General features: G+C 61.1%; 24 protein-coding genes. 14 read left to right on the forward strand and 10 right to left on the reverse strand.

Translation table 11 applies throughout. The annotated features are described in order from the left end of the window. Positions 1 to 186: 186 nt before the first annotated feature. Genes hemG through pepQ form a run of 4 tightly spaced genes read right to left on the reverse strand, consistent with a single transcriptional unit; the run spans position 187 to position 4,152 of the window. Positions 187 to 711, reverse strand: coding sequence for a menaquinone-dependent protoporphyrinogen IX dehydrogenase (gene hemG / locus OKB87_RS21490; RefSeq protein ID WP_024945460.1), 525 nt, complete (start codon positions 709 to 711; stop codon positions 187 to 189). A gap of 7 nt (positions 712 to 718) precedes the next feature. Continuing rightward, complete coding sequence (locus tag OKB87_RS21495) at positions 719 to 2,176, reverse strand: TrkH family potassium uptake protein (RefSeq protein ID WP_011704169.1); 1,458 nt, start codon at positions 2,174 to 2,176, stop codon at positions 719 to 721. Between the two features lie 36 nt (positions 2,177 to 2,212). Continuing rightward, positions 2,213 to 2,830: a YigZ family protein gene (locus tag OKB87_RS21500; protein WP_268014055.1), complete on the reverse strand. Its 618-nt coding sequence runs from the start codon at positions 2,828 to 2,830 to the stop codon at positions 2,213 to 2,215. Beyond that, complete coding sequence (gene pepQ / locus OKB87_RS21505; protein WP_011704167.1) at positions 2,830 to 4,152, reverse strand: Xaa-Pro dipeptidase; 1,323 nt, start codon at positions 4,150 to 4,152, stop codon at positions 2,830 to 2,832. The genes OKB87_RS21500 and pepQ overlap by 1 nt, the downstream gene beginning before the upstream one ends. A gap of 190 nt (positions 4,153 to 4,342) precedes the next feature. Here pepQ and OKB87_RS21510 point away from each other — a divergent pair, with 190 nt between their 5' ends. From OKB87_RS21510 to OKB87_RS21535, 6 genes are all read left to right on the forward strand, one after another. Then, entirely contained in the window at positions 4,343 to 6,280 is a 1,938-nt protein-coding gene (locus OKB87_RS21510; RefSeq protein WP_270828487.1) for an acetoacetate--CoA ligase, read from the forward strand. Between the two features lie 202 nt (positions 6,281 to 6,482). Next, the gene (gene fadB, locus OKB87_RS21515) at positions 6,483 to 8,630 is read left to right on the forward strand and encodes a fatty acid oxidation complex subunit alpha FadB (RefSeq protein ID WP_270828488.1); all 2,148 of its coding nucleotides are present in this window, start codon (positions 6,483 to 6,485) and stop codon (positions 8,628 to 8,630) included. 21 nt (positions 8,631 to 8,651) lie between these two features. Continuing rightward, positions 8,652 to 9,815 carry an acetyl-CoA C-acyltransferase FadA gene (fadA, locus tag OKB87_RS21520; protein ID WP_011704164.1) on the forward strand — a complete coding sequence of 388 codons (1,164 nt, stop codon included), beginning with the start codon at positions 8,652 to 8,654 and terminating at the stop codon, positions 9,813 to 9,815. 325 nt (positions 9,816 to 10,140) lie between these two features. Continuing rightward, positions 10,141 to 10,863, forward strand: coding sequence for a response regulator (locus OKB87_RS21525; RefSeq protein WP_016348992.1), 723 nt, complete (start codon positions 10,141 to 10,143; stop codon positions 10,861 to 10,863). Between the two features lie 51 nt (positions 10,864 to 10,914). Then, positions 10,915 to 12,360: an ATP-binding protein gene (locus OKB87_RS21530; RefSeq protein ID WP_016348991.1), complete on the forward strand. Its 1,446-nt coding sequence runs from the start codon at positions 10,915 to 10,917 to the stop codon at positions 12,358 to 12,360. Positions 12,361 to 12,364: 4 nt separating this feature from the next. Further along, a complete protein-coding gene (locus OKB87_RS21535; protein ID WP_043126371.1) occupies positions 12,365 to 13,603 on the forward strand; it encodes an ABC transporter substrate-binding protein in 1,239 nt (412 codons plus the stop codon). 72 nt (positions 13,604 to 13,675) lie between these two features. Here the strand turns inward: OKB87_RS21535 and OKB87_RS21540 are convergent, their stop codons facing one another. Next, on the reverse strand, positions 13,676 to 13,867 hold the full coding sequence (locus OKB87_RS21540; protein ID WP_005307420.1) for a hypothetical protein: 192 nt from the start codon (positions 13,865 to 13,867) through the stop codon (positions 13,676 to 13,678). Positions 13,868 to 14,038: 171 nt separating this feature from the next. Between OKB87_RS21540 and tusA the strand changes: the two genes are divergently transcribed. Together tusA and OKB87_RS21550 are read left to right on the forward strand one after the other, a co-directional pair. Continuing rightward, a complete protein-coding gene (gene tusA / locus OKB87_RS21545; RefSeq protein ID WP_005307416.1) occupies positions 14,039 to 14,284 on the forward strand; it encodes a sulfurtransferase TusA in 246 nt (81 codons plus the stop codon). 21 nt (positions 14,285 to 14,305) lie between these two features. Then, complete coding sequence (locus tag OKB87_RS21550; RefSeq protein ID WP_016348988.1) at positions 14,306 to 14,653, forward strand: RidA family protein; 348 nt, start codon at positions 14,306 to 14,308, stop codon at positions 14,651 to 14,653. Positions 14,654 to 14,798: 145 nt separating this feature from the next. On the opposite strand, the gene OKB87_RS21555 is transcribed toward OKB87_RS21550, so the two are convergent. After that, positions 14,799 to 15,455 carry an OmpA family lipoprotein gene (locus OKB87_RS21555; protein ID WP_011704158.1) on the reverse strand — a complete coding sequence of 219 codons (657 nt, stop codon included), beginning with the start codon at positions 15,453 to 15,455 and terminating at the stop codon, positions 14,799 to 14,801. A gap of 252 nt (positions 15,456 to 15,707) precedes the next feature. On the opposite strand from OKB87_RS21555, the gene OKB87_RS21560 reads away from it, so the two are divergent. Further along, positions 15,708 to 17,744 carry a bacteriohemerythrin gene (locus tag OKB87_RS21560; RefSeq protein ID WP_270828489.1) on the forward strand — a complete coding sequence of 679 codons (2,037 nt, stop codon included), beginning with the start codon at positions 15,708 to 15,710 and terminating at the stop codon, positions 17,742 to 17,744. A gap of 76 nt (positions 17,745 to 17,820) precedes the next feature. Here the strand turns inward: OKB87_RS21560 and OKB87_RS21565 are convergent, their stop codons facing one another. Then, positions 17,821 to 18,402 (reverse strand): DNA-3-methyladenine glycosylase I, encoded by a 582-nt coding sequence (locus OKB87_RS21565; protein WP_270828490.1) that lies wholly within the window; start codon positions 18,400 to 18,402, stop codon positions 17,821 to 17,823. Between the two features lie 210 nt (positions 18,403 to 18,612). Between OKB87_RS21565 and glyQ the strand changes: the two genes are divergently transcribed. Both glyQ and glyS read left to right on the forward strand, forming a co-directional pair. Beyond that, positions 18,613 to 19,536, forward strand: coding sequence for a glycine--tRNA ligase subunit alpha (gene glyQ, locus OKB87_RS21570; RefSeq protein WP_005339464.1), 924 nt, complete (start codon positions 18,613 to 18,615; stop codon positions 19,534 to 19,536). A gap of 9 nt (positions 19,537 to 19,545) precedes the next feature. Further along, on the forward strand, positions 19,546 to 21,615 hold the full coding sequence (glyS, locus tag OKB87_RS21575) for a glycine--tRNA ligase subunit beta (protein WP_270828491.1): 2,070 nt from the start codon (positions 19,546 to 19,548) through the stop codon (positions 21,613 to 21,615). A gap of 82 nt (positions 21,616 to 21,697) precedes the next feature. Here the strand turns inward: glyS and OKB87_RS21580 are convergent, their stop codons facing one another. Then, positions 21,698 to 22,012, reverse strand: coding sequence for a hypothetical protein (locus tag OKB87_RS21580; RefSeq protein ID WP_119197153.1), 315 nt, complete (start codon positions 22,010 to 22,012; stop codon positions 21,698 to 21,700). A gap of 508 nt (positions 22,013 to 22,520) precedes the next feature. Further along, positions 22,521 to 23,027: an AAA family ATPase gene (locus OKB87_RS21585; protein ID WP_270828492.1), complete on the reverse strand. Its 507-nt coding sequence runs from the start codon at positions 23,025 to 23,027 to the stop codon at positions 22,521 to 22,523. A gap of 564 nt (positions 23,028 to 23,591) precedes the next feature. Between OKB87_RS21585 and OKB87_RS21590 the strand changes: the two genes are divergently transcribed. The 3 genes from OKB87_RS21590 (at position 23,592) to OKB87_RS21600 (ending at position 25,229) form a co-directional block, all read left to right on the forward strand. Continuing rightward, the gene (locus OKB87_RS21590) at positions 23,592 to 23,972 is read left to right on the forward strand and encodes a hypothetical protein (RefSeq protein WP_025202441.1); all 381 of its coding nucleotides are present in this window, start codon (positions 23,592 to 23,594) and stop codon (positions 23,970 to 23,972) included. A gap of 260 nt (positions 23,973 to 24,232) precedes the next feature. Continuing rightward, a complete protein-coding gene (locus OKB87_RS21595) occupies positions 24,233 to 24,637 on the forward strand; it encodes a g-type lysozyme inhibitor (RefSeq protein ID WP_076362839.1) in 405 nt (134 codons plus the stop codon). Between the two features lie 112 nt (positions 24,638 to 24,749). Continuing rightward, positions 24,750 to 25,229, forward strand: a complete 480-nt coding sequence (locus OKB87_RS21600; RefSeq protein WP_270828493.1) for a DM13 domain-containing protein — start codon at positions 24,750 to 24,752, stop codon at positions 25,227 to 25,229. A gap of 91 nt (positions 25,230 to 25,320) precedes the next feature. Here the strand turns inward: OKB87_RS21600 and OKB87_RS21605 are convergent, their stop codons facing one another. After that, complete coding sequence (locus OKB87_RS21605; RefSeq protein ID WP_270828494.1) at positions 25,321 to 26,547, reverse strand: aromatic amino acid transporter; 1,227 nt, start codon at positions 26,545 to 26,547, stop codon at positions 25,321 to 25,323. Positions 26,548 to 26,788: the final 241 nt, after the last annotated feature.

Here is a 26,788-nt window from a genome sequence, read left to right on the forward strand (position 1 = left end):
AAGCTGGCTCATCAGGTTGGCGTGTTCCGCCGTGCTGGTAGGGGCGCATTATAGGGAGCCGCGCCGCGATGACAAGGGGAATTTTGCAAAAATTGGCATTTTTTGGCTTTCAGCAGTTCAAACGCCTATTTATACAACAAAAAGCCCCGCAACTGCGGGGCTCAGGCCATTCAGGACAATGGATTGCTATCTTTTTGACCAGAAATCCCGGGCAAAGCCGCGCACTTTTTCCCAATCAGTAAACTCGAGGTCCTTGCTGGTATCCGTGCTGCCACCGGTGATCTTCATGATCAGCTGGATGATGCGAGTCTGCCACCAGTTATAACGGGAGTACTGCAGCGCACCGGCAAACACACCCAGGGTTTTCGGCTTCCAGGGGGACAGGCGCAGAAACTTCTTCATATAGGCGTTGGTCTGCGGGGTCTGCTTCTCCGGCTTGCGAGCGGTCAGGTTGACGCAAAAGAAGGCGGCGTTGGCCACTTCCAGTTGTTCGTGATGAGCGTGAATAAAGCTGAACAGACTGGGGTGGAAGTTGCCATAACGAATGGAGGCACCGATCAGCACCTTCTTGAACTTGCTGAGATTGCACTTCGGCAGGCTGTGCAGATCCTGCATCACCACCTCACAACCCTCGGTCTCTGCCAGCATGGCATCGACGATCTTTCGTGTTTGCCCGTCACGGGAAGAATAAAGCACCAGAATCTTGTCCATACCAACCTCAACTACGCCAGAATGCAGGGGTAAACAGTACCAGAAGAGTGAAGATTTCCAATCGGCCAAACAGCATGGCGACGACCAGTATCCATTGCGCCGTTGCCGAGATCTTGCCGAAGTTGGCCGACACCTCGCCCAGCCCCGGCCCCACGTTGGTGAACGCCGCCGCCACGGCGGAGAAGGCAGTCACCTCGTTCAAGCCAGTCATCAGCAGCAGCAACATAAAGATGAAGAACAGAATGATGTAGGTGGCAAAGTAGCCCCACACCGCCTCCACGATCCGTTCAGGCACGGCACGACGCCCCAGCTTGAGGGTATAGATGGCGCGCGGGTGCACCAGCCGCTTCAGCTCGCGCATCCCCTGCAGGAACAGGATCATGAAGCGCATCACCTTGATGCCGCCCCCGGTACTGCCGGCGCAGCAACCGATGAAGGCGGAGAACATCAGCAGCATGGGTAGAAAAGAGGGCCACTCCGCATAGCTGGTCGTGCTGTAGCCGGTGGTAGTGCCCAGCGACACCGCCTGGAACAGACCGTGGTTGAGCGCCTCCTGCCAGGTGGCGTAATGGCCGTGAAACAAGAGGGAAACGAAGCAGATCAGCACCAGCACGCACTGGATGCTCAGAAACACCTTCAGCTCGGAGTCGCGCAGATAGTTGCTCAGCCGCACTGGCTTGTGGGCGAACACCATGAAGTGCAGGGCAAAGTTGACGCTCGCCAGCAGCAGAAACACCACGGTGATCAGGTTGATGGCCGGGCTGTTGAAAAAGCCGATGCTGGCGTCGTGGGTCGAGAAGCCGCCCACCGACAGGGTGGAAAAGGAGTGGCAGATGGCATCGAACAGGGTCATGCCCGCCATCCAGTAGGCCAGGGCGCAGAGGGAGGTGAGCAGCAGATAGATGAACCAAAGCGCCTTGGCCGTCTCGGCGATGCGCGGGGTGACCTTGTTGTCCTTGACCGGCCCCGGAATTTCGGCGCGATAGAGCTGCATGCCCCCGATGCCGAGCAGCGGCAGTATGGCCACCGCCAGCACTATGATCCCCATGCCCCCCAGCCACTGCAGCAGCTGGCGATAGAACAGAAACGCCTTGGGCAGATTGTCCAGCCCGGTGAGCACGGTCGCCCCCGTGGTGGTCAGGCCGGAAAACGACTCGAAGAAGGCCTCCGACACCGTCATACCGGGCACCTCTCCCAGCAGGAACGGCAAGGCCCCCACGCTGCCCAGCACTACCCAGAACAGCACGACGATGAGGAAGCCTTCCTTGGATCTGAGATCTTTCTTCTGATGGCGGTTGGGAAACCAGAGTGCGGCACCGAGCAGCAGTGCGATGAAGAAGGAGTTGACGAACTCGGCGCCACCGCCATCACGATAGCCAAAGGCGACCAGCGCGGGCAGCAACATGGTCGAACTGAACAGCGCGACCAGCAGGCCAACGATACGAATGATGCTCAGAATCTGCATTCCGGCTCCCTCTTCAGACTAAAAGAGCGATGGATTCTAGCCATCTAAGGGACGAAGGGATACCCGACCCTGGGTTCGGTCGGTCAATTCCTGTGCGATTCTGCTCCAAACAGCGGATTCCCACGCCACCTGCAGGGTGACGCTGGCGCCGTAGTCGGCTGCCAGCAACTGGCCCTGATGCGCCTGGATCAGTGCTTCCACCGCTCCCATATCGGTATAGTCGCACTGGATGAGGGAGGCTGTCTGCTGGCGCTTGATACGGGTTTCGAGCTGCTTGAGGGCGGCGCCCACGCCACCGCCATAGGCCTTGACCAGGCCGCCGGTGCCCAGCAGTACCCCACCGTAATAGCGCACCACCACGGCGGCGATCTCCCCGAGACCGGCCCCCATCAGCTGGGCCAGCATGGGCTTGCCAGCGGTACCCGAGGGCTCGCCGTCATCGCTGAAACCGTACACCTGACTGTCCTGCGGGGCACCGGCAACAAAGGCCCAGCAGTGATGCCGGGCCCCGGGATGTTGCTGTTTTATCTCGCCGATCCAGGCTTTGGCAGCCTCTACGGTCGGCGTGTGGGCAATATAAGTGGTGAAGCGGCTCTTCTTGATCTCTTCACTCACCTCCAGCGGTGCGGCCGGTATGGAATAATCTGCCGCCATCAGAGCCCTGCTTGTCTGGTCAGGTTTTCCACCCCGTTGGCGTGCAGCACCACGTTGTCTTCGATGCGGATGCCGCCATAGGGGCGCAGCGCCTCGACCTTGTTCCAGTTGACCCGCTTGCCCTGTTCACCGAGGCGCAGCGGCTCCAGCAGGCTGTCGATGAAGTAGAGACCCGGCTCGATGGTGAACACCTGGCCCACCTCCATCACCCGGGTGCAGCGCAGATAGGGGAACTGTTCGGGGGCAGAAAGGTGGGTACCGCGCTCATCCTGCATGAAACCGCCGGCATCGTGTACCTGCAGGCCGAGGAAGTGGCCGAGACCATGGGGGAAGAAGACGTTGGTCACCCCGGTATGGATCATCTCGTCCACCGACATGTCTACCAGCTCGGTGGCTTGCAGCAGGCGTGCCAGTCGGTGGTGCATCTGCAGATGCAGCTCGCTGTAACGGCGGCCCGGCTTGATCTCCTCGATGATCTCCTGCTGCTGGGCATCCAGCGCCGCAATCAGATCGGCAAATTCACCGCGGCGCCAAGCCCAGGTCCGGGTGATGTCGGAGGCATAGCCGTGCACATCCACGCCGGCATCGATGAGGAAGGAGTAGCGCTCCGCATCGGGCACCCGCTGGGCGGAGAGGTGGGTGTAGTGCAGGATGGCCGCATTGCGATTGATGGCGACGATATTGCCGTAGGGCGCCTCATTGGCCCCCTGCCCGACCGCCTTCATGTAGGCCAGGTTGATCTCGAACTCGCTCGCCCCCGCCATGAAGGAGTCCTTGGCCGCAATGTGGCCGCGCACCCCGATGCGGTTGGCATCGCGCAGGCATTCCAGCTCGTAGGCCGTCTTGTAGGCGCGATGATAATGCAGGTAGTTGAGCACTGCTTCCGGATTGGGCTGGCCCAGCCCCAGCAGCTCGGCCACCTCCAGGTGGCCGCCCAGATAGGCCCATTCCTGCTTGTTGGCCGGCAGATGATCGGCAACCTGCTCCGGACGGGTCAGGAAGCGTATATCGAAGAAGTCGACCCAGAAGGCGTTGGGCAGCTCCGCCACCTTGTGCCAGAAATCCACCGGCCGGTAGAACAGCAGCACCGGCTTGTTCACCCCGTCCACCAGCAACCAGCAGTGGGGATTGTCCAGCACCGGCAACCAGGCCTTGAACTGGGGGTTCACCTTGAAGGGGTAATCCTGATCATCGAGGAAGATGCGGTGGGTCTGGCCGGAGTGGATGGCCAGACCGCTCAGTCCCTGCTGTTGCAGTATGTCGCGGGTGCGTTGCTGCAAGGTGTCGAGGTGCTGGGCAAAAAGTTGGCTGTAGCTGCTCATGGCGTCCTGCTCCGGGAGAAATGTGGTTTCAGCATAACATCAAGCGAATCAAGGCTCGAACCGTCAAGCAATCGCTTCGTGAGGTAACGCATACGTTACAAGGCTTTTGTTATGAAACAAAAACCAACCATTAACAAATAAAAAACAATTCAATACACTGCCGGTAGATACATGCAGTCAGGGACTACTCATGCACAACCTTTGCCTGTGGCAACCGGATCAGGAGCGGATTCAGCAATCCAACCTCCAGCACTTCATGGCCGAGGTCAACCGCTTCCACGGCCTGCAGCTGCACAGCTACGCCCAGCTCTACCAGTGGTCGGTGGAGAAGACAACCCGTTTCTGGCCGCTGGTGTGGCAGCACTGCGGCGTCAAAGGCGAGCTCGGCAACATAGTGGCGGAGAACCGCCAGGAGATGCAGCGCACCCGCTGGTTCCCCGACAGCCGGCTCAACTTCGCCGAAAACCTGTTGCGCCGCCAGGATGACACGCCGGCCATCATCTCCCGCATCGAGGGTAGCCCCAGCCAGACCTTGAGCTGGCGCGAGCTGGCGGATCAGGTCGCCAGGCTGGCCCAGTGGCTGCGTGGCCAGGGCATCGGCCGGGGCGACGTGGTGGCGGCCTACCTGCCCAATATCCCGCAAACCGTGGTGGCCATGCTGGCGACCACCAGCCTGGGAGCGATCTGGACCTCCACCAGCCCCGATTTCGGCGAAGCCAGCGTGGTGGAGCGCTTCGGCCAGACCCGGCCGCGAGTGCTGTTTGCGGTGGATGGCTATCGCTACAACGGCAAAGCCATCGACATTCAGGACAAAGTGGCGGGGGTCGTCAGCCAGATCGACAGCATAGAGCAGACGGTCATGATCCCCTTGCTGGGCCATCCCCTGCAGCTGAGCCACGACTGGCGCCAGATCCTGGCCAGCCAGCCGGATGCCAGCCTGCAGTTCGAGCCCATGGCCTTCAATGACCCGCTCTACATCCTCTATTCGTCCGGCACCACAGGCAAGCCCAAGTGCATCGTGCACGGCATCGGCGGCACCCTGCTGCAACATCTGAAAGAACACCAGCTGCACTGCGACATCAAGCCCGGGGAGCGCATCTTCTACTTCACCACCTGCGGCTGGATGATGTGGAACTGGCTGGTGAGCGCCCTCGCCTCCGGCGCCACCCTGGTGCTCTACGACGGCTCCCCCTTCTACCCGGACGGCAACGTGTTGTGGGATCTCGCCCGCGACGAAGAGGTCGCCCTATTCGGCACCTCGGCCAAATACCTGGATGCGCTACACAAGCAGGGCTATGCCCCGATCAAGACCCACCAGCTGCCGCAGTTGCGGCTTATCTGCAGCACCGGCTCCGTGCTGTCGCCGGAGGGGTTCGACTACGTCTATCAGCAGATCAAGCAGGATGTGCAGCTCAGCTCCATCTCCGGCGGCACCGACATCTGCTCCTGCTTCGTCATCGGCAACCCCATCAGCCCCGTCTACCGCGGCGAGAGCCAGGGACGCGGCCTCGGCCTCGCGGTACAGGTGTTCAACGAAGCGGGTCAGCCGGTGCAGGGGGAAAAAGGCGAGCTGGTCTGTACCAAACCCTTCCCGGCCCAACCCATCGGCTTTTGGGGGGACGACAGCGGCGACAAGTACCACGCGGCCTACTTCGAGCGGTTCGACAACATCTGGTGCCACGGCGACTGGATCGAGCTGACCCCGACCGGCGGCATCCTGTTCTACGGTCGCTCCGACGCCACCCTCAACCCGGGCGGCGTGCGCATCGGCACCAGCGAGATTTACCGCTACGTCGAGCAGCTGGAGGAAGTAGAAGAGAGCATCGTCATCGGCCAGCAGTGGCAACAGGACGAGCGGGTGGTGCTGTTCGTCAAGCTCAAGCCAGGCCTCATGCTGGACGAAGCGCTGCGTGAGCGTATCCGCCAGCAGGTGCGCCAGCACTGCACCGCCCGTCACGTACCGGCCCGCATCCTGCAGGTGGACGCCATTCCGCGCACCAAGTCCGGCAAGATAGTGGAGTTGGCGGTGCGGGAAGTGGTGCACAACCGGCCCGTCAACAACACCCACGCCCTCGCCGATCCCGAGGTGCTGAGCCAGTATCGCGACCGGCCCGAGTTGGCCAGCTGAGGCCACACAAGGTTAATAAAGGCGTCATCAGACGCCTTTATTTTGGTTGTTAATCTGAGGCGAGCTTTTACTCGGGATCTGTTAAACGAATGTTTTAAATAGGTGTTGAAATTGTCTTCTTTTGGATCAATAGTGAGCCTCGCCCCCTGCTGGGGATAAAGGAGCACCACCCCCCACCATGTGGGAACAAGGAGACACTCTCATGATCTACCAAGGCGAAACCCTGACGGTCAGCTACCTCGAAGACGGCATTGCCGAGCTGAGGTTCGATGCTCCGGGTTCAGTCAACAAGCTGGATCGCGCTACCCTGCTCTCCCTGAGCGAAGCGATCGCCGCATTACAACAAGAACGTGAACTAAAAGGTCTGATCCTCACCTCCGGCAAAGACGCCTTCATCGTCGGCGCCGACATTACCGAATTCCTGGAACTGTTCGATCTGCCGCAGGCTGATCTGCTCGGCTGGCTGAAAAAGGCCAACGACATCTTCAGCGCCATCGAAGATCTGTCGGTGCCCACCCTCTCTGCCATCAAGGGCCACGCCCTGGGCGGCGGCTGCGAAACCATTCTCTCCACCGACTTCCGTCTGGCCGACACCACCGCCAAAATCGGCCTGCCCGAGACCAAACTCGGCATCATGCCCGGCTTTGGCGGCACCGTCCGTCTGCCGCGGGTGATCGGCGCCGACAACGCGCTGGAGTGGATCACCACCGGCAAGGATTACCGTGCCGATGACGCCCTCAAGGTGGGCGCCATCGACGCCGTGGTCGCGCCAGAGGCACTGCAGAGCGCTGCGGTGCAGATGATCAAGGACGCGATCAAAGGCAAGCTGGACTGGCAGGGTCGCCGCGCCGCCAAAAAAGCCCCGCTGCGCCTCTCCAAACTGGAAGCCATGATGAGCTTCACCACCGCCGCCGGCATGGTTGCCGCCGTGGCGGGCAAACATTACCCGGCGCCGATGACGGCGGTGAAAACCGTCGAAGCGGCTGCCGGCATGAGTCGTGACGAGGCGCTGGCCGTCGAGGCGCAAGGCTTCATCAAGCTGGCCAAGACCGATGTCGCCAAGGCGCTGGTCGGTATCTTCCTCAACGATCAGCACATCAAGGCGCTGGCCAAGAAGGCTGCCAAGCAGGCAGCCAAGGCCACCGGCCACGCCGCCGTACTGGGTGCCGGCATCATGGGCGGCGGCATCGCCTACCAGTCTGCCAGCAAGGGCATTCCAGCGGTGATGAAGGATATCAACGAGAAGGCGCTGGCACTTGGCATGGGTGAAGCCACCAAGCTGCTCAACGGCCAGCTCGAAAAAGGCCGCATCGACGGCATCAAGATGGGCCAGGTACTCTCTGCCATCACGCCGACCCTCAGCTATGACAACGTCAAGGGTGTGGACGTCGTAGTCGAAGCTGTGGTTGAAAACCCGAAAGTGAAGGCTGCCGTGCTGGGCGAAGTGGAAGGGATCATTGGCGAAGACGCCGTGCTCGCCAGCAACACCTCCACCATCCCCATATCCCTGTTGGCCAAGGGGCTGAAGCGCCCGCAGAACTTCTGCGGCATGCACTTCTTCAATCCGGTGCACCGCATGCCGCTGGTGGAGATCATCCGCGGCGAGCAGACCTCCGATGAAACCATCAACCGCGTGGTGGCCTATGCCGCCGCTATGGGCAAGTCCCCGGTGGTGGTCAACGACTGCCCCGGCTTCTTCGTCAACCGGGTGCTGTTCCCCTACTTCTTCGGCTTCAACAAGCTGGTCGCTGATGGCGCCGACTTTGCCGCCGTCGATAAGGTAATGGAGAAGGAGTTTGGCTGGCCCATGGGCCCCGCCTACCTGCTGGACGTGGTCGGTATCGACACCGGTCACCATGCCGGTGACGTGATGGCGCAGGGCTTCCCGGCACGCATGAGCAAGGAAGGTCGCACCGCCATCGACGTGATGTACGAAGTGAACCGCTTCGGCCAGAAGAACGGCAAGGGCTTCTACGCCTACGAGCAGGACAAGAAGGGCAAGCCGAAGAAGGTGGCTGACGCCGCTGCTTACGAGCTGCTGGCCCCCATTGCCAAGCCGAAACAGGATTTCGACAAGGAAGCCATCATCGCCCGCATGATGATCCCGATGATCAACGAGGTGGTGCTCTGTCTGGAAGAGGGCATTGTCGCCACACCAGCCGAAGCCGACATCGCGCTGGTCTACGGTCTGGGCTTCCCTCCCTTCCGCGGCGGCGTGTTCCGCTATCTGGACACCATTGGTCTGGATCGCTACGTGGCCATGGCCGACCAGTATGCCGATTTGGGCCCGCTCTACCGCGTCAGCGACAAGCTGCGCGAGATGGCCGCCCAGGGCAAAACCTTCTACTGATTGCGGAAAGGAGATCCATTCATGAAAGACGTAGTCATTGTCGACTGTATCCGGACCCCGATGGGCCGGTCCAAGGGCGGTGCCTTCCGCAACGTGCGTGCAGAAGACTTGTCCGCGCACCTGATGAAATCCATCCTGCTGCGCAACCCCAACCTCGACCCGAACGAGATCGAGGATATCTACTGGGGCTGCGTGCAGCAGACCCTGGAGCAGGGCTTCAACATCGCCCGCAACGCCGCGCTGCTGGCCGGCATTCCCAAGCAGGTGGGGGCGGTCACCGTCAACCGCCTGTGCGGCTCAAGCATGCAGGCGCTGCACGACGCCTCTCGCGCCATCCAGGTGGGTGATGGGGATATCTTCATCATCGGCGGCGTCGAGCACATGGGTCATGTGCCGATGAGCCACGGGGTGGACTTCCACCCCGGCATGGCCAAATCGGTGGCGAAAGCCTCCGGCATGATGGGGCTGACCGCCGAGATGCTCGGCAAGCTGCACGGCATCAGTCGTCAGCAGCAGGACGAATTTGCCGCCCGCTCCCACCGCCGCGCTCACGCCGCCACCGTGGAAGGGCGTTTCGCCAAGGAGATCGTCGGGCTGGAAGGCCATGACGCCAGCGGCGCCCGCTTCTTCTACGACTACGACGAAGTGATCCGCCCGGAGACCACGGTGGAAACCCTGAGCCAGCTGCGCCCGGTGTTCGACCCGGTCAACGGTACCGTCACCGCCGGCACCTCGTCGGCCCTGTCCGATGGCGCCGCCGCCATGCTGGTGATGAGTGCGGACCGCGCCAAGGCGCTCGGCCTCACCCCGCGCGCCAAGATACGTGCCATGGCCGTCGCCGGCTGCGATGCCGCCATCATGGGTTACGGCCCGGTGCCGGCCACCCAGAAGGCGCTCAAGCGGGCCGGCCTGACCATCGGCGACATCGACCTGTTCGAGCTGAACGAGGCGTTTGCCGCCCAGTCCCTGCCCTGCGTGAAGGATCTGGGTCTGCAAGACGTGGTGGATGAGAAGGTGAACCTGAACGGTGGTGCCATCGCCCTGGGTCACCCGCTCGGCTGCTCCGGCGCCCGCATCTCCACCACCCTGCTCAACCTGATGGAAGAGAAGGACGCCACCCTGGGGGTTGCCACCATGTGCATCGGCCTGGGTCAGGGCATCGCCACCGTGTTCGAACGAGTGTAAGTTGCTCCCTGGCCGGCTCGCCGGCCGGGGGCTGTTTTGACAGAGAGGAACCCGCTCCTGCTTCCCGGCGAAGCGGGCTCCTGTCACCGGTTTTGGGGTCGGCCTGCCCGGCCTGTTATCGAGTCTGTGGAGTGCGCCACACGGGGTGCACTTCTGCCGTCGGAATCTGCGTATTGGCCGGCCCGTTTGGGTCGGCCTTTTTTATTTGCACGGCAGGATATGGGAGGATATTGCCCATAACCTCACATTAGATGGGGGGCTTGCTTGCTTTTTGCGCCCCTGACAGGTTCAATCTGCACAAAAAAATGGGTGGATGCACATACATATGTCAACGAGCAAACAACTGCTGATCGTCGACGACGACCAAGAGATCCGCGAGCTGCTCAACGAATACCTGACCAGGGCCGGCTTCGAGGTATTGACCGCAGCGGAGGGCAACGAGATGCGCAAGCAGCTCGCCCAGCACAACCCGGACCTCATCATTCTCGATATCATGATGCCGGGTGACGACGGCTTTACCCTCTGCCAGCAGATCCGTCGCGACTCCCAGGTGCCCATCATCATGCTGACCGCCGCCTCCGACGAAGCGGACCGGGTGATCGGCCTCGAACTCGGTGCCGATGACTACATCGCCAAGCCGTTCAGCCCGCGCGAGCTGCAGGCCCGCATCAAGGCGCTGCTGCGCCGCGCCGAATTCCGCCAGCCGGAGAAAGAGAAAGAACCGAGCCGCCGGCTGCGCTTCGCCGAGTGGACCCTGGATACCCTGAGCCACCAGCTGACCCACGAGGACGGCAGCCTGCTGGACCTCTCCGGCAGCGATGCCCTGCTGCTCGGCATGTTCCTGCAACAGCCCGGCGTGGTGCTGGACCGGGATACCATCTCTGACGCCACCCGCGGTCGCGAGAGCCTGCCGATGGAGCGCGGCATCGACGTGCAGATCAGCCGCTTGCGCCAGAAGCTGGGTGACAACGGCAAGAGCCCGCGCATCATCAAGACCATTCGCGGCAGCGGCTACATGCTGATCGCCGAGGTGCACGAGATCCCATGAGAGCCAGCAAGGTAGCGACGGCATGCTGATCGACACAAGGCGAGAGATCCCATGAATACCAGGTGGTTCTGGCGGGCGCTGGTGCCCCGTTCCCTGCTGTCGCGGATGCTGCTGCTGTTGCTGCTGGCGATCCTGCTCTCCCAGACCATCCTCACCGGCATCTGGATGCAGCAGATCCAGAAGCGGGAGCTGGAAGGCATGCTCAGCACCACCCGCAATCTGGCGCTGTCGGCCGCCTCCACCGTCAACTTCTTCAAATCCTTGCCGCTGCAGTACCGCCACATCGCGCTGGACCAGCTGCGCAACATGGGTGGCAGCCGCTTCTTCGTGTCGCTGAACGAGGAGGAGATCCACATCAGCGCCATCCCCGACAGCGAGCGCAAGACGCTGGTGCTCAAAGAAGTGCAGGGGGTGCTGACCCGCAAGCTCTCCGATGCCATGGCGATCAAGGTGGATTTCTCGCGCCCCGAAGAGCTGCACGTCTTCAACAACGACACCCTGCTGGCGGATCTGCCCTCCTCCTGGGCCCGCTACACCCTGTCGCTGGAGCCGATCAATCCACCTGTGCTGGTGACCCAGATCGAGATAGAGCCGGGCGAGTGGCTCTATCTGGCGGCCTTGCTGCCGGCCCCCTACATGACGCTCGACGATACCGTCATGCCCAGCAACCAGGTGCGCTTCATCGCCCTGATGACGGTGTTCCTCTGCTTCTTCACCTTCCTGCTGGTGCGCTGGCAGACCCGGCCGCTGCGCCGGCTGGCCAAGGCGGCGGTCAACCTCGGCAAGGACATCGACCAGCCCTCCCTGAAAGAGGAGGGGGCCTCCGAGATCGTGGCGGCCACCCGCGCCTTCAACATCATGCAGCACCGCATCCGCCGCTATATCGACGATAGAGAGCGGCTGTTCAGCTCGATCTCCCACGACCTCAAGACCCCCATCACCCGGCTGCGGCTGCGGGTCGAACTGCTCGACGACGAGCAGCAGATCGCCAAGTTCAACAAGGATCTGGACGAGCTGGAGCTGATGGTGAAGGGGGCGCTGCAGACGGTGAAAGACACCGACATCCACGAGAACATCGAGCAGCTCGACATCGACGCCATGCTGGAGCAGATGGCGGAGGCCATGAACCTGCACGACGAGCGGCTGACCATCGAAGGCCACTGCAAGCAGCCCTACCGCGGCAAGCCGCTGGCCCTCAAACGCTGCATCGGTAACCTGGTGGACAACGGCATCAAATACGGCCAACGGGTGCGCATCATCATCATGGACGACGAGGAGATGCTGATCCTGTTCATCATGGACGAGGGTCCCGGCCTGCCGGAGGATCAGTTCGAACGCATCTTCGAGCCCTACTATCGGCTCAGCACGGATCTGGCCGGCACCGGTCTGGGTCTGGGCATTGCCCGCAACATAGCCCACGCCCACGGCGGCGATCTGGTGCTGGAAAATCGTCCGCAGGGCGGCCTACAGGCCACCCTCTCCCTACCAAGGCAGTAACCTTATGAAGTGGTTGTCTTTTTCTGTCATCGCCCTGCTCTCAGCACCCGTTGCCGCCTCCCAGGTGGAGGTGCTGCACTGGTGGACCTCCGGCGGCGAGGCTAGGGCGGTAGAGGTGCTCAAGTCCGAGTGGACCGAGCAGGGCAACCAGTGGAACGACTTCGCGGTGCAGGGCGGCGGCGGCAAGAGCGCCATGACGGTGCTGAAAAGCCGGGCACTGGCGGCCAATCCGCCGGAGGCGGCCCACCTCAAGGGGTTCGAATTGCGGGAATGGGCCGGGCTCGGCTTCCTGCGCGATCTCACTCCCATGGCCGAACACCTCGGCTGGTATCCCCAGCTACCGCCCATGGTGCGGGAGACCCTCAGCCAGAACGGTGCCCTGATGGCGGTGCCGACCGGTATCCACCGGGTCAACTGGCTGTGGCTCAACCGCAAGATCTTCGAGCGCAACAAGCTGACTCCGCCCACCAGCTGGGCCCAGTTCGTGACCGTGGCCGATCGGCTCAAGCAGCAAGGGATCACCCCGCTCGCCATCGGCAACGAGCCCTGGCAGCTGGCGGTGCTGTTCGAGACGGTGGCGCTCGGCGAAGGGGGCAAGGCGTTCTACCGCAAAGCCTTCGTGGAGCAGGACAGCGCCACCCTGACCGGCCCCGACATGGTGCGGGTACTGACCCGCTTTCAGCAGCTGCGCGGCTATGTACCGGAAAAATACGCCGGTCTGAAATGGCACCAGGCCACCAACCTGCTGGAAAGCGGCGGCGCCGCCATGCAGATCATGGGGGACTGGGTGAAGGGCGAACTGAGCGCTGGAAACTATCGGCCCGGCGAGGATATCGAGTGCCTGCCGAGCCCCGGCAGTGCCAACCTGTTCAGCTACAACCTCGACTCCATCGCCATGTTCAAGCAGCGGGATCCCGCCCAGCTGCAGGCCCAGGGCGAGCTGGCCCAGTTGCTGATGACACCGCGCTTCCAGCAAGAGTTCAACCGGGTGAAAGGCTCGATCCCGGCACTGACCAAGCCGGACATGAGCAAGTTCGACCGTTGCGCCATCCGCTCCTATCAGGATTTTCTGCTGGCAGAGCGGGAGGGCAACCTGCTGCCCAGCATGGCGGAAGGGATGGCGACGCCGACCAACATGCGCCAGGCGATCATGGATGTGCTGAGCAACTTCTTCAACGACCCCAGAGCCAACCCGCAGCAGACGGCGCTGCATCTGGAGCGGGCCATGCGCTCGACCCGCTGACGCTTTTCGCGGAGGCCAGAAACGACAAAGGCGGATGAGATATCCGCCTTTGTCGTTGTGAAAGTATTGGGGTCAGGATTGATCGTTTTCGTCCTCATCCTCGTCGTAGTAATCGCTGAGCTCGATCCAGAGCCCCAGTCCGATCATCACCATGGAACCGAACCAGGTGCCGGTATTACCGATCGGACTGCCCATCACTATCATGGCGAAAGACAAGAACCCCATGCCTGCGTAGGCTTGTAATCTGCCGTAGGAGACCTGCATATTCACACCTCCTTGTTGAATATGGTTCAATTTTTATATTACTCATACGGCGGGGAGTGGGTAGGCCCAGATAACACTTTGGTTACATATGCTGCCAGTTGCCAGAGTGGTTTGATTATTTTTTCGCCGTGAGTATTATTGGCAGCTGATTTGGTTGAAGGTTGATTATTGATGAGTGCTTTATTCTGCGACGCAACTCACGAGTTGGACGCAATCGGGCTTCGTTGCCCCGAGCCAGTGATGATGGTTCGTAAAAAAGTGCGGCTGATGGCTGACGGGGAGACCCTGCTGGTCAGTGCCGACGACCCCTCAACCACCCGCGACATCCCCAGTTTCTGCCGCTTCATGGATCACACCCTGGTCGCCAGTGAGACAGAGCAGGCCCCTTACCGCTATCTGATCCGCAAGGGTCAGTAAGCCCCAACACCGGAGCAATCCATGCCAGCCATTACCCGAATCGGCACCACCCAGCGTTGGTCTGACGTGGTCATTCACAACGGCACCCTCTACGTGGTGGAAGTACCCGCCACCGATACCGCCGATATTCACCAGCAGACCCGTGAAGTGCTGGAAAGCCTGCAGCGCCTGCTGGAAGCCAACGGCTCCGGCGTCGACAAGATCCTGATGGCCAACATCTACCTCAAGGACATTGCGGACATCGCGGCCTTCAACGAGCAGTGGGATGCCTGGATCCCGGCGGGCACAGCGCCGGTCCGCGCCTGCGTACAGGCCCGCCTGGCCCACGAAGGCTACAAGGTCGAAGTGCAGCTGACGGCGGCAGTCTAAGAGGCAGTTATCCCCCTCATCCCCGCCCCTCCTCCCGCAAGGGGAGAAGGGGGCAAAGAACAAGGCGCCACTGCTTGCAGCACTAGATAGCAAAAGGCCCCGCCATCGCTGGCGGGGCCTTTTTCATGGCTGCGAACCGGACCGCTTAGGCGGTCGGGGTCAGGGTGATGGTCACCCGACGGTTCTGGGCCTTGCCTTCGGCGGTGCTGTTGGTGGCTACCGGCTGATCCGGGCCCACGCCGCTGGTGGAGATACGGCTACCGGTCACACCCTGGCCGATCAACTGGGCGGCGACGGCATCGGCGCGCTGGGCGGAGAGCTTCATGTTCAGCTCGCGGGAGCCGGTGCTGTCGGTGTGACCGACCACGTTCAGACGGGTCTTGTCGAACTCACCGACCACCATGGCCACGCCAGACAGGGTGTTGGCACCGGCCGCTTTCAGCTGGGCGCTGGAGCTGTCGAAGGTGACGTTGTTCGGCATGTTGAGGATCAGCTGGTCACCGTTGCGGGTCACGCTGACACCGGTGCCCTGCAGCTTCTCGCGCAGCTTGGCTTCCTGTACGTCCATGTAGTAGCCGATACCACCGCCCAGAGCAGCGCCGGCGGCCACGCCGGTCAGGATCCCTTTCTTGCGGTCACCCTTGCTGGAAGAGAGCGCGCCCACGGCGGCGCCAGTGGCCGCGCCAGCCAGCGCGCCCCAGGCACCCTTGGAGGTCTGGGATTCGCCAGTATAGGGGTTGGTGGTACAGCCGGTCAGGGCTACGAGCAGGGCAACTGCGGGAACAAGTGTCTTGAAATGCATGAAAAACCTCTAAAAAAACCGACTCAAATCCAAAGAGGGCGCATTCTACCCCAGAGGTGTGCCAAGGTGTGACGTTATCAACATTACGCTCCTCTCTGCCCACCCCCCCAGTATCTGCAGGCCGGCTGGATGCCGCCTGAACCGGTAGCCGGATCAAGAGCGCAACTGTGACCTATCTCCTTGTTCAACGGACCGAATACGTCTCCATTGACTACTATTGAATACACCATCAATAGTGCTCAGAGGTCTCTCATGTCCGCACTGCTTCGCAACGTCTCGATCCGGCACCTGCTGCTCAGTGCCAGCCTTATAATTCTGATCACCATGGCGCTAGGCGGGCTCTGGCGCAGCAGCCTGACCGCCCGCCTCGGCGAGCTACCCAACCAGCTCATCGTCAGCGCCAACGAGCAGATCGCCCTGCAGGAGCTGCGTTATCACACCACCCAGGTCCAGCAGTTCCTGACCGATGCCGCCGTCTCCGGCGAGATGGACTCCATCGGCGAGGCCGAACAGCACGCCCAGGCGGCCCGCCAGTTGCTGGAGCGGCTGCCGCAGCTGAAGGCGCTGCTCACCCCGTTGCTGACCCGCCAGCTGGAGATCGGCAAGCGGATGGTGGACATCTATCTCAAGGAGGGGCGCGAGGCCGGCAACCAGCTAATGAAGCAGCCGACCGAAGGGTTTGACGCCCTTACCGACAACATCGCCAGCCAGGTCGAAGCGGTACTGGAACAGCAGCAACAACAGTTCCAGCAGCGAGAGCAGGAGATCCGCAGCCAGAGCGAGACCCTGCAGCATCAGGACATGCTGCAGCTGGCCGTCAGCCTGGCCATCATCCTGTTGATGCTGCTGCTCATCTACTTCAAGACCGTCGGCCCGCTGCAGCACCTGATGGGCCAGCTGGTCGAGCTGGCCAACCACAGCCACAACCTCACCTTCCGGCTGCACAGCCAGGGCAAGGACGAGTTCGCCTATCTGGCGGAGGTGTTCAACCGCTTCCTCGGTAATATCGACAGCCTGATCGGTACGGTGCAGCAGGTTTCGCGCAAGACCCACGACAAGATGGCCCTGCTCATGTCGCACTCCGGCAGCACCCTCAGCAGCATGCAGCAGGCTCAGCAGAACACCGACATGCTGGCGACCGCCATCAACGAGATGACCGCCACCGTCCACAACATCGAGCACAACACCGAGCAGGCCAGCCAGGATACCCTGCTCACCCAGCAGCAGGCCCACGACGGCCAGCGGCAGGTGAGCCAGACCATCTCCCTGATCCGGCAGGTGGCCGACCACATCGAGCAATCCGCCGGGGAAGTGACCCAACTGGATCAGGAGAGCACCCAGATCGGCAACATCCTGCAGGTGATCCGCATCATCTCGGAACAGACCAACCTGCTGGCGCTCAACGCCGCCATCGAGGCGGCCCGGGCCGGTGAGCAGGGTCGCGGCTTCGCGGTGGTGGCCGACGAGGTGCGCCAGCTGGCTACCCGCACTCAGGCCGCCACCGTCGACATCCAGCAGCGTATCGAGGCGCTGCAGCACAACACCCGCCATGCGGTGACCACCATGCACACCACCCGCAACGTGAGCGAACAGGCGGTCAGCCAGGCGGCGGGCACCGGCGAGACCCTGACCGCCATCGTCGAAGCCATCACCCGGGTCAACGACATGAACGGCCACATCGCCACCGCCGCCGGCCAGCAGGCCCAGGTCACCGAAGAGACCAACCGCAATGTGATGGAGGTCGCCAGCATCGCCCGCGAATGCCTGGAGCTGGCGCGCCAGAGCCGCAGCCACACCCGGGACATGAACCAGGCCAACGAGGAGATCGGCCTCATCAGCGATCAGTTCGACGTCAGCAAGGCTGGCTCTGCCAGCCAGGATCAGGAGCTGCTGCACTGGAACGAGGCTTTCATGGTGCAGGTGCCCAGCATGGACAACCAGCATCTGGGCTTGTTCGAGGCGATGAACCGGCTCTACCAGGCGGTGCTCGACAAGAGCCCGGCCCAGCTGCGCAAACAGCGGCTCGACGAGCTGCTCAAGCTCGCCACCCAGCACTTCGCCGACGAGGAGCGCGTGATGGAACAGGCGGGCTACCCCGAACTGCGCCGCCACAAGCAGGAACACGCCCGGCTGCTGGCGGAGCTCGACACCCTGATGCAGCGCAACGGCACGGACGACGAGGAGTTCAACATGGAGCTGCTGGTGTTTCTCAAGAATTGGCTGCTCAACCACATCTCAAAGGTCGACAAACAGTATTCAGGCACGCTCCGTCAGGCCGGGATCGCCTGACGGCCCCATGGCTGAGGCCATGCCGATATGCAAAAGGGAGGCATCAGCCTCCCTTCTCTTTTACCTTGCGCCCGGTTTATTGGCGCGCAGGCCCCTGTTGGCACTCGGCGTGGCAGGGGCAGGTCACCAGATGATCGTTCACCATCCCCACCGCCTGCATGAAGGCGTAGCAGATGGTGCTGCCGACGAAGGTAAAGCCACGCTTCTTGAGCGCCTTGGACATGGCATCCGACTCCGCTGAGGTCGCCGGAATGTCGCCGTTGCCCTGACGCAGGTTGACGATGGGGGCGCCGCCCACGAAGCCCCACAGATAATCGACAAAGTCGATGCCTTCGGCCTCCAGCGCCAGATAGGCGCGGGCATTTTTGATGATCGACTGCACCTTGAGCCGGTTGCGGATGATGCCGGTATCCTGCATCAGCCGCTCCACATCCTGCTCGTCGAACTGCACGATGCGCACCGGATCAAAATCCGCATAGGCGCGATGGTAGCTCTCGGTGCGCTTCAAGATGGTGATCCACGACAGCCCCGCCTGCTGGCCGTCGAGGCAGAGCTTGGCAAACAGCTCGCGGGCGTCATACACCGGCCTTCCCCACTGTTTGTCATGGTATTCAATGTATTCCGGGTCCTTGGTCACCCAGGCGCAACGCAACTCCATTCCCTCTCTCCTGTCATTTCATCCAATCCCCGGGGTCGATGGCAACCCGGGCGCGGGAGTGCCCACAACCCCTCCCGCCCAGGCCCGGCGCAGCGCCATCACATTAATCCGCTGTAATTTCGCCTATTATCCGACCATGCCAGACGGTATACTCCCTCGGTTCACATTCAGCAAATCTTGCTCTGATTTTCATTTCGCGCGAAAAAAATTATGCAAAAATTCGATGTCAAAACCTTTCAGGGCCTGATCCTGCAGCTGCAGGACTATTGGTCCCGCCAGGGCTGTACCATCATTCAGCCGCTGGATATGGAAGTGGGTGCCGGTACTTCCCACCCCATGACCTGTCTGCGTGCCCTGGGCCCGGAGCCCATCGCCTGCGCTTACGTGCAACCGTCCCGCCGTCCGACTGACGGCCGCTACGGTGAAAACCCGAACCGCCTGCAGCACTACTACCAGTTCCAGGTGATCATCAAGCCTTCCCCCGACAACATTCAGGAACTCTATCTGGGCTCCCTGAAAGAGCTGGGCATGGACCCTGAAATCCACGACATCCGCTTCGTGGAAGACAACTGGGAAAACCCGACTCTGGGTGCCTGGGGTCTGGGTTGGGAAGTGTGGCTGAACGGCATGGAAGTGACCCAGTTCACCTACTTCCAGCAGGTTGGCGGCCTCGAGTGCAAGCCGGTCACCGGCGAGATCACCTACGGTCTCGAGCGTCTGGCCATGTACATTCAGGGCGTGGACAGTGTCTACGATCTGGTCTGGTCTGACGGCCCGCTGGGCAAGACCACCTACGGCGACGTGTTCCACCAGAACGAAGTGGAGCAATCCACCTACAACTTCGAGCACGCCGACGTGGAGTTCCTGTTCCACTGCTTCGAGCAGTACGAGAAGGAAGCCCAAAACCTGCTGGCACTGGAAAAACCGCTGCCGCTGCCTGCCTACGAGCGCATCCTCAAAGCCGCTCACTCCTTCAACCTGCTGGATGCCCGCAAGGCCATCTCGGTCACCGAGCGTCAGCGCTACATCCTGCGCATTCGCACCCTGACCAAGGCCGTGGCAGAGGCATACTACGCCTCCCGCGAAGCGCTGGGCTTCCCTATGTGTCAGCGCAGTGAGAACAAGCAAGGTTAAGGAACGGACATGGCACAACATACATTTCTGGTAGAGATCGGTACTGCTGAGCTGCCGCCCAAAGCCCTGCGCTCCCTGGCCGAAGCCTTTGCCGACAACTTCAAAGCCGAACTGACCAAGGCCGATCTGGCCTTTGGCGACGTCGAGTGGTTTGCCTCACCGCGCCGTCTGGCGCTGAAGGTAAGCGAGCTGGCCGGCGAACAGCCGAGCAAGAGCGTCGAGAAGCGCGGCCCGGCCGTGGCTCAGGCGTTCGATGCCGAAGGCAAGCCGACCAAGGCTGCCGAAGGCTGGGCCCGTGGCAACGGCATCACCGTTGAGCAGGCCGAGCGTCTGGTCACCGACAAGGGCGAGTGGCTGGTTCACACCGCCAAGGTTGAAGGCCGTCCGGCCAAAGAATTGCTGGGCGAACTGGTCGCCTCCGCACTGGCCAAGCTGCCGATCCCGAAGATGATGCGCTGGGGCGACAAGACCATCCAGTTCGTGCGTCCGGTCTTCACCGTGACCCTGCTGCTGGATGGCGAGCTGGTTCCCGCCCACATTCTGGGTATCGACTCTGCCCGCACCATCCGCGGTCACCGCTTTATGGGCGAGAGCGAATTCGCCATCGACAACGCCAGCCAGTACCCGCAGATCCTGCAGGAGCGCGGCATGGTGATTGCCGACTTCATGGCGCGCAAGGCCAAGATCAAGGCTGACGTCGAAGCGGCCGCTGCCGCCTTCGGTGGCGTGGCTGATCTGGACGACGCCCTGCTGGAAGAAGTGACCGCACTGGTCGAGTGGCCTGTGGTGCTGACCGCCAACTTCGAAGAGAAGTTCCTGGCCGTGCCGGCTGAAGCGCTGGTGCACACCATGAAGGGTGACCAGAAGTACTTCCCGGTCTACGACAAGAACGGCAAGCTGCTGCCGAAGTTCATCTTCGTCACCAACATCGAGTCCAAAGACCCGAGCCAGATCATCAGCGGCAACGAGAAGGTGGTTCGCCCCCGTCTCTCTGACGCCGAGTTCTTCTTCAAGACTGACCTCAAGCAGACCCTGGCCTCCCGTCTGCCGCGCCTTGAAACCGTGCTGTTCCAGCAACAGCTCGGCACCGTCAAGGCCAAGGTCGAGCGCATCGAGACCGTCGCCGGCTTTATCGCCGAGCGCATCGGCGCCGACGTGGCTCAGGCCAAGCGTGCCGGTCTGCTCTCCAAGTGTGACCTGATGACCAACATGGTCGGCGAGTTCACCGACACCCAGGGTGTCATGGGGATGCACTACGCCCGTCACGATGGCGAAGACGAAGCAGTGGCCGTGGCCCTCAACGAGCAGTACATGCCGCGCTTTGCCGGCGATGCCCTGCCGTCCGGTCTGGTTGCCTGCGCCGTCGCGCTGGCCGACAAGTTCGACACCCTGGCCGGTATCTTCGGCATCGGCATGCTCCCGAAGGGTGACAAGGACCCGTTCGCCCTGCGTCGCGCCGCCATCGGTGCCCTGCGCATCATGACCGAGAAGCAGCTGGATCTGGATCTGGTTGAACTGGTTGAAGAAGCGGTACGCGTCTACGGCGACAAGCTGACCAACAAAACCGTCGTCACCGACGTGGTCGACTTTATGCTGGGCCGCTTTCGCGCCGCCTATCAGGACGAAGGCATCGGTGCCGACGTGGTGCTGGCCGTACTGGCCCGCCGCCCGACCCGTCCGCTCGACTTCGATCGTCGCGTCAAGGCCGTCAGCCACTTCCGCACACTGGATGCCGCACTGGCACTGGCTGCCGCCAACAAGCGCGTGAGCAACATTCTGGCCAAGGTCGAAGGCGAATTGCCGACTGCCGTCAAACCGGAACTGCTGGTCGATGCCGCCGAGAAGGCGCTGGCCACCCAGGTTGCCGAACTGCAAGCCGAACTGGCCCCGCTGTTCGCCGCCGGCGACTATCAGGCTGCCCTCACCCGTCTGGCCGCCCTGCGCGAGCCGGTCGATACCTTCTTCAACGAGGTGATGGTGATGGCCGATGACGAAGCCCTCAAGGCCAACCGTCTGGCACTGCTGAACAACCTGCGCAACCTGTTCCTGCAAGTCGCGGATATCTCCCTACTGCAGTGATCTTGGTTGGGTGAGTGATATTAAAAACGGCGCCGTTAAGGCGCCGTTTTTGTTTTGAAATATTCAAGTATTGACTAGCTAACTAGCTATATTGTCCCCAATCTCTTGGTACAAACCAATTTGGTGGCCATGTCACAAATTCGCTTGGACAAAAATTCTGGTTTAAAAATTCCATTTTTGAGACTTGATCTGGCAAAAGTGAGAGCACATGGTTCTTCTCATCACTTTCATAATCCCAAAGATGATAACGGTTGTCTTTATTGTGAGCTCGGCGACTAGGGCCGAAGTCCATAGGAGCACATAAACGCACTAAGGGCCTACCATCCTCTTTAGAAAAGAAAGTTAGCCTTATTTTTGTTTTGGCATGAATTGCATCAATAAATTGAGCTTCTTGCATAACCCCTCCTTTAAATGACAGGAAGCTCAATATAACCATCAACCTATAGTTTTTTCGTGTTGCAACTCACAAGTATCCATAAAGGGAGGATTATTACTCCATGAAGGCTGGGGTATTGAAATCCGTAGGTTCGATTAGCCGTCAGGCGTAATCGGACGTTCGCGTAAATCAACTCTCCCGCCATAATTGCCAGCCGTATTTCCTCCTCCGGCTGGCCACCGCAGACTCGCAGGAACAACCGAAACAACAGCCTCTCGATCGTCCGATTAGGCTGCGCTAATCGAACCTACGATTCCTGTGCCAACGCGGCGACAATCTTTTCCACACTCTGCTCTACCGACAGCCCGTAGGTTCGATTAGCCGTCAGGCGTAATCGGACGTTCGCGTAAATGGATTCCCCCGCCATCACAACCAGCCGTATTTCCTCCTCCGGCTGGCCGCCTCTGTTGCACGACAGCAACCGCAACCAAGGCCACTCGTTCGTCCGATGACGTTGCGCCAATCGAACCTACAACGGCTTTGCCAACGCGGCGACAATCGCTTCCACGCTCTGGGTAGCCGACAGGGTGGCGCTATCCAGTATCAGACGCTCACTGTCCCAGGGTTGATAGTCGCGATCGATCACCGCCTGCCAATCCGGCAATGCCAACCCCTCGATATCCACCGTCCGGTTTTCGACCCGCTCGCGGTGCAGCGTCGGATTGGAGCAGACCACCTCGACATCGAGACAGGGCACCCCGACCGAGCGGGCGATGTCGTGGTAAGCATCCCGGGTGAGCTGGATGGGGTTAACGGAATCCGTGATGACGATCGAGCCAAGTACCAGGTTCTCTCTGGCCAGCCCATAGGCGACGAAATAACCGGCCGGCCCCATCTCTTCAGCCGTCCGTTCAACATCACGAATGGCCTGCTCTATGGTATCGATGCGCAGGTAAACGGCCCTCAACCGCCGGGCCAGAGCCCGTGCTATGGTGCTTTTTCCGCTGCCCGGCAAACCACTGAAGATGATCAGCATGTTCCATTCCCGTGATAAAAGAAGAACCCGAGCCATAGGGTATCGGATTGTCATCGCGCCCACAGCATCTTGTTCAGGGCTGCACGGAATATGCCCGCCAGTGGCTTCTCTTGCTCGACAGCCATCATCGAATACGCGCGAATATAAGCCTGCCTCTCTACCGATCATCCAAATTCATATGCAGGCTGGCTGATGGATAGCAATAACCACAAAAATATTTGGTACCCCCCATTTCTTCTTGTTGCGCCTCATCAATGAAGCTGTTATTTATGCCAAGACATACCTAAAAATAAATAACGCAGCATTGAAATGGCGTTTTTTATATATCCAACCATCTTTCATATCACCGTGATGATGAAAAATGATGACATCCGAATTCAAAAACAAACCTTTGAAAATCAATACCTTATTTTCAAGTAAAAATAGGGCGCCCAAACAATGCACTTGCAAAGCAATATGTAAAATCAATATCAGACTTATCAGAATTAAATAGGCATGGCCTTTTCCACCTCCCCATTTTAATTTCCGCCATTCACCCAAAACACACAAATGGAGATGTGTAGAATGATAATGAAACAGAAGTTCGTTATGTTGGCCGCCTTGTCCACCCTGATGTTATCTACCAGTGCCTTGGCCACTTACCGGGTCGACGTGCAGTGTCTTGATCGGGTCATGTTGACCGATGTGCATGCCGGCTATATCAAATCGGCCAGTGGCGGCCCCGACGCCGGCAATGCGGTGGTGATTTCATGGGAAAAGAATTATGAGCAGGGCAGCACGAGCTTCCATGTCTTCAAAAACCTGAATGATTACCCCGGCAGAGGCATGTTCGAGATGGCCCTGCTGGCGCTGGATCGCGGCCTGCCGGTCAGTGCCTGGGGCAATGACTCCCAATGCTCCGGTGGGATTCATCAGTTGAAGATTACCCGCAGCTTCAACCCCTAATCCTGCCCGCGCACTGATTCGTGTGATAAAGGGAGTGAACACCAAGCCGGGCCAGGCAGCTGCGCCCGGCTTTAACAACCCGCACGACCGTCGCTTGCCTTGCGCTGCAACATGCGAAGCAGCGTCGCCACCTATCTCACCTGTTCATGCCAACTCGGCCGGGACGATATCTCTGAGCCGGATAGGCAACCCGCCGATTTGGGCATATCTTGTCGAGGCGGCTCTGCCAGGGTGACAGGGCCTCTTCACGAGGTGCAACGATGAAACGAGCAATCCAGGCCGCCCTGCTGGCCATCACCATGGCCGCCGGTGCGCAGGCCGCCGACAAGGTCACCACGGTTCCGGTGCAGTTTGCCAAGGGGGCACACAGCGCCCAGCTCAAGGGCAACTTCACCGGCTATGACACCATCCATTACACCTTGGTGGCCAAGGCGGGCCAGACCATGACGGTCAAGATCGGCGGCAGCAGCAACGCCAACTTCAATGTCTTCGCCCCCGGCGCCCAACCCGGTCAGGCCGAGGCGCTAGGCAGCAACGATGGCGATGGTCAGTGGCAAGGCGCCCTGCCCGCCTCCGGCAAGTACCTGATCCAGGTCTATCAGATGCGTGCCTCCGCCCGCCGTGGCGAGCAAGTGCCCCACACCCTGGCGGTCAGCATCCAGTAAACCCCGCCCACACGTTGCCCGTACAACCACCGTCATGCCCCATTCCGGGGTGGGCATGACGGCGGCCTGCTGGTAGGGTGGTGCCATCAATTAATCAACGACCGAGACAGCCATGCAACGCAAAACCCTGGCCCTGCTGCTGGCCAGCCATCTGCTGGTGGGCGCCGCCGGCTTTGCGGCCGGCATCTATGCCCTGCCGATCCTGATAGCCCCAGCCGCCCCCACCAACGAACAGGTTGCCGCCCGGCAGGCTCAGGCCAGCTTTCACGGCACCTTTCGCCGGGATCTGCAAGACAGCGACCGGCTGCACTGGGGTGAGGGGCAGGTCAGCATCGGACCCGATGCCATCAGCCTGATGGGCAAGCTGGCACCTGGGCCCGACTACCAGCTCTACCTGTCACCCACCTTCGTCGAGACCGAGGCCGACTTTGCCCGCCTGAAGGAGAAGATGGTGAAAATCGGGCCGGTAAAGACCTTCGACAACTTCATCGTCCCCCTCCCTGCCGATGTGAACCCGGCCGACTACGACAGCGTGATCATCTGGTGCGAGACCTTCGGCCAGTTCATCACCGCCGCCCGCTACCGGCAGTAACGCCACAGGTGACCGCCAGTGCTGCATCATAAAAAAACGGCGCCATCAGGCGCCGTTTTTTGTCGCAGTCTGCCGAGGCAGGCCGGGGGGGTCAGCCGGTGTAGACGGGCAGCATGCCCGCCATGTTGAGCAGGTGGAACGCCGCGGTCAGCACCCCGAACAGGAAGACACCGGCGATCATCGGCATGCCGCCCGGCGCCCGGAAGCCCTCCTGTTTATCCCCTTGCTTGCCCTTGCCGGCGCGCACCTTCCAGGCCAGCAGGGCCGGGATGATGCAGGTCCACAGGGTGGCCACGGCGCCCGCATAGCCGATGGCCATCAGGAAGCCGAACGGGAACAGCAGGGAGAGCAGCAGCGGCGGCAGGAAGGTGGCCGCCCACGACTTGGCGCGGCCACCGCGGCCGTTGTCGAACTTGAACAGATCCGCCAGATAGTCGAACACCCCCAGACCCACCCCGATGAAGGAGGAGAGGATGGCAGCCATGGAGAAGAGGTTGAGGGCGTTGGCGACCGCCTCGGATTCGATCACCGAGGCCAAGGCCTTGAGCAGCACGTCGACGTTGCCGCCCTGCGCTACCACCGGGCCGAACTCGCTGCGCGGCAGGTTGCCGAACACGCTCACCAGCCAGATGAGGTAGAACAGCAGGGCGATGGCGGTGCCGCCGAGGATGGCGTAACGGGCGCGGCGCTCCTCACCGTAGTAGGCGCGCATGGACGACACCGAGTGGTGATAACCGAACGAGGTGAGCGCCACCGGCAGCATGGCCAGCGCATAGGGGGCATAGCTGGCGTGCTCGCTCAGGGTATCGAACAGCAGGGTCGGCTTGATGTTGAGCGACAGGCCCGAGATGCCGAACACGAAGCTCAGCCCCATGGCGATGACCAGCACGACTGAGATGCGATCCACCGCCCGGGTGGAGTGCCACACCAGGCCGGAGAAGCCCAGGGTAAACAGGACTGAGCCCAACTGGCTGCCAATGCCGGTCATGCCGTCGATGATGAGGCCGGCCGAGGTGATGTAGGCGTAGAGCAGGATGCCGCCGACGAAATAGACGGTGAGGTTGTTGAGGGCGTTGAGCTTCTCCCCCAGCAGTTCGCGGGTGACGGTATCGAACGACACGCGCAGCGGATAGCCCTGATAGGACTCCAGCAGCATCCAGCCGGAGAGCGTCATCACGATCATGGTCAGGGTGATGGCCAGCACCGACCAGATGGTCCAGGCGCCCGCCCCCGCACTCGGCAAGCCCAGCATGCCGGCCCCTACACAGACGCCGGCAATGATGCATGCCCCGCCCACCAACGATGGTTTCTGTCCCATTTACTTCTCCAAAGACGATTGTGGATCTGATCGCGACCGCGGACCGTTGCATTTGCTACGCCGGTTGTCATGGTAGATCGCGCTCATCTAGGTGCCGGCGCCCGGCACTGGCTGCTTCGCAAGGGAAGCAAGGTGCGCTCAAGGCGGGCTGCCGGCCCGACACGGCAGCAGGGCCGTCAGGTCGGGGAAGGGACTTTACCCTGCTACCCCTCAGGTATCAAATGCGGGTGCATGTTCAGGC

Origin of the sequence: Aeromonas sp. Y318-1 (assembly GCF_027706125.1) — a bacterium.
GTDB lineage: Bacteria > Pseudomonadota > Gammaproteobacteria > Enterobacterales > Aeromonadaceae > Aeromonas > Aeromonas hydrophila.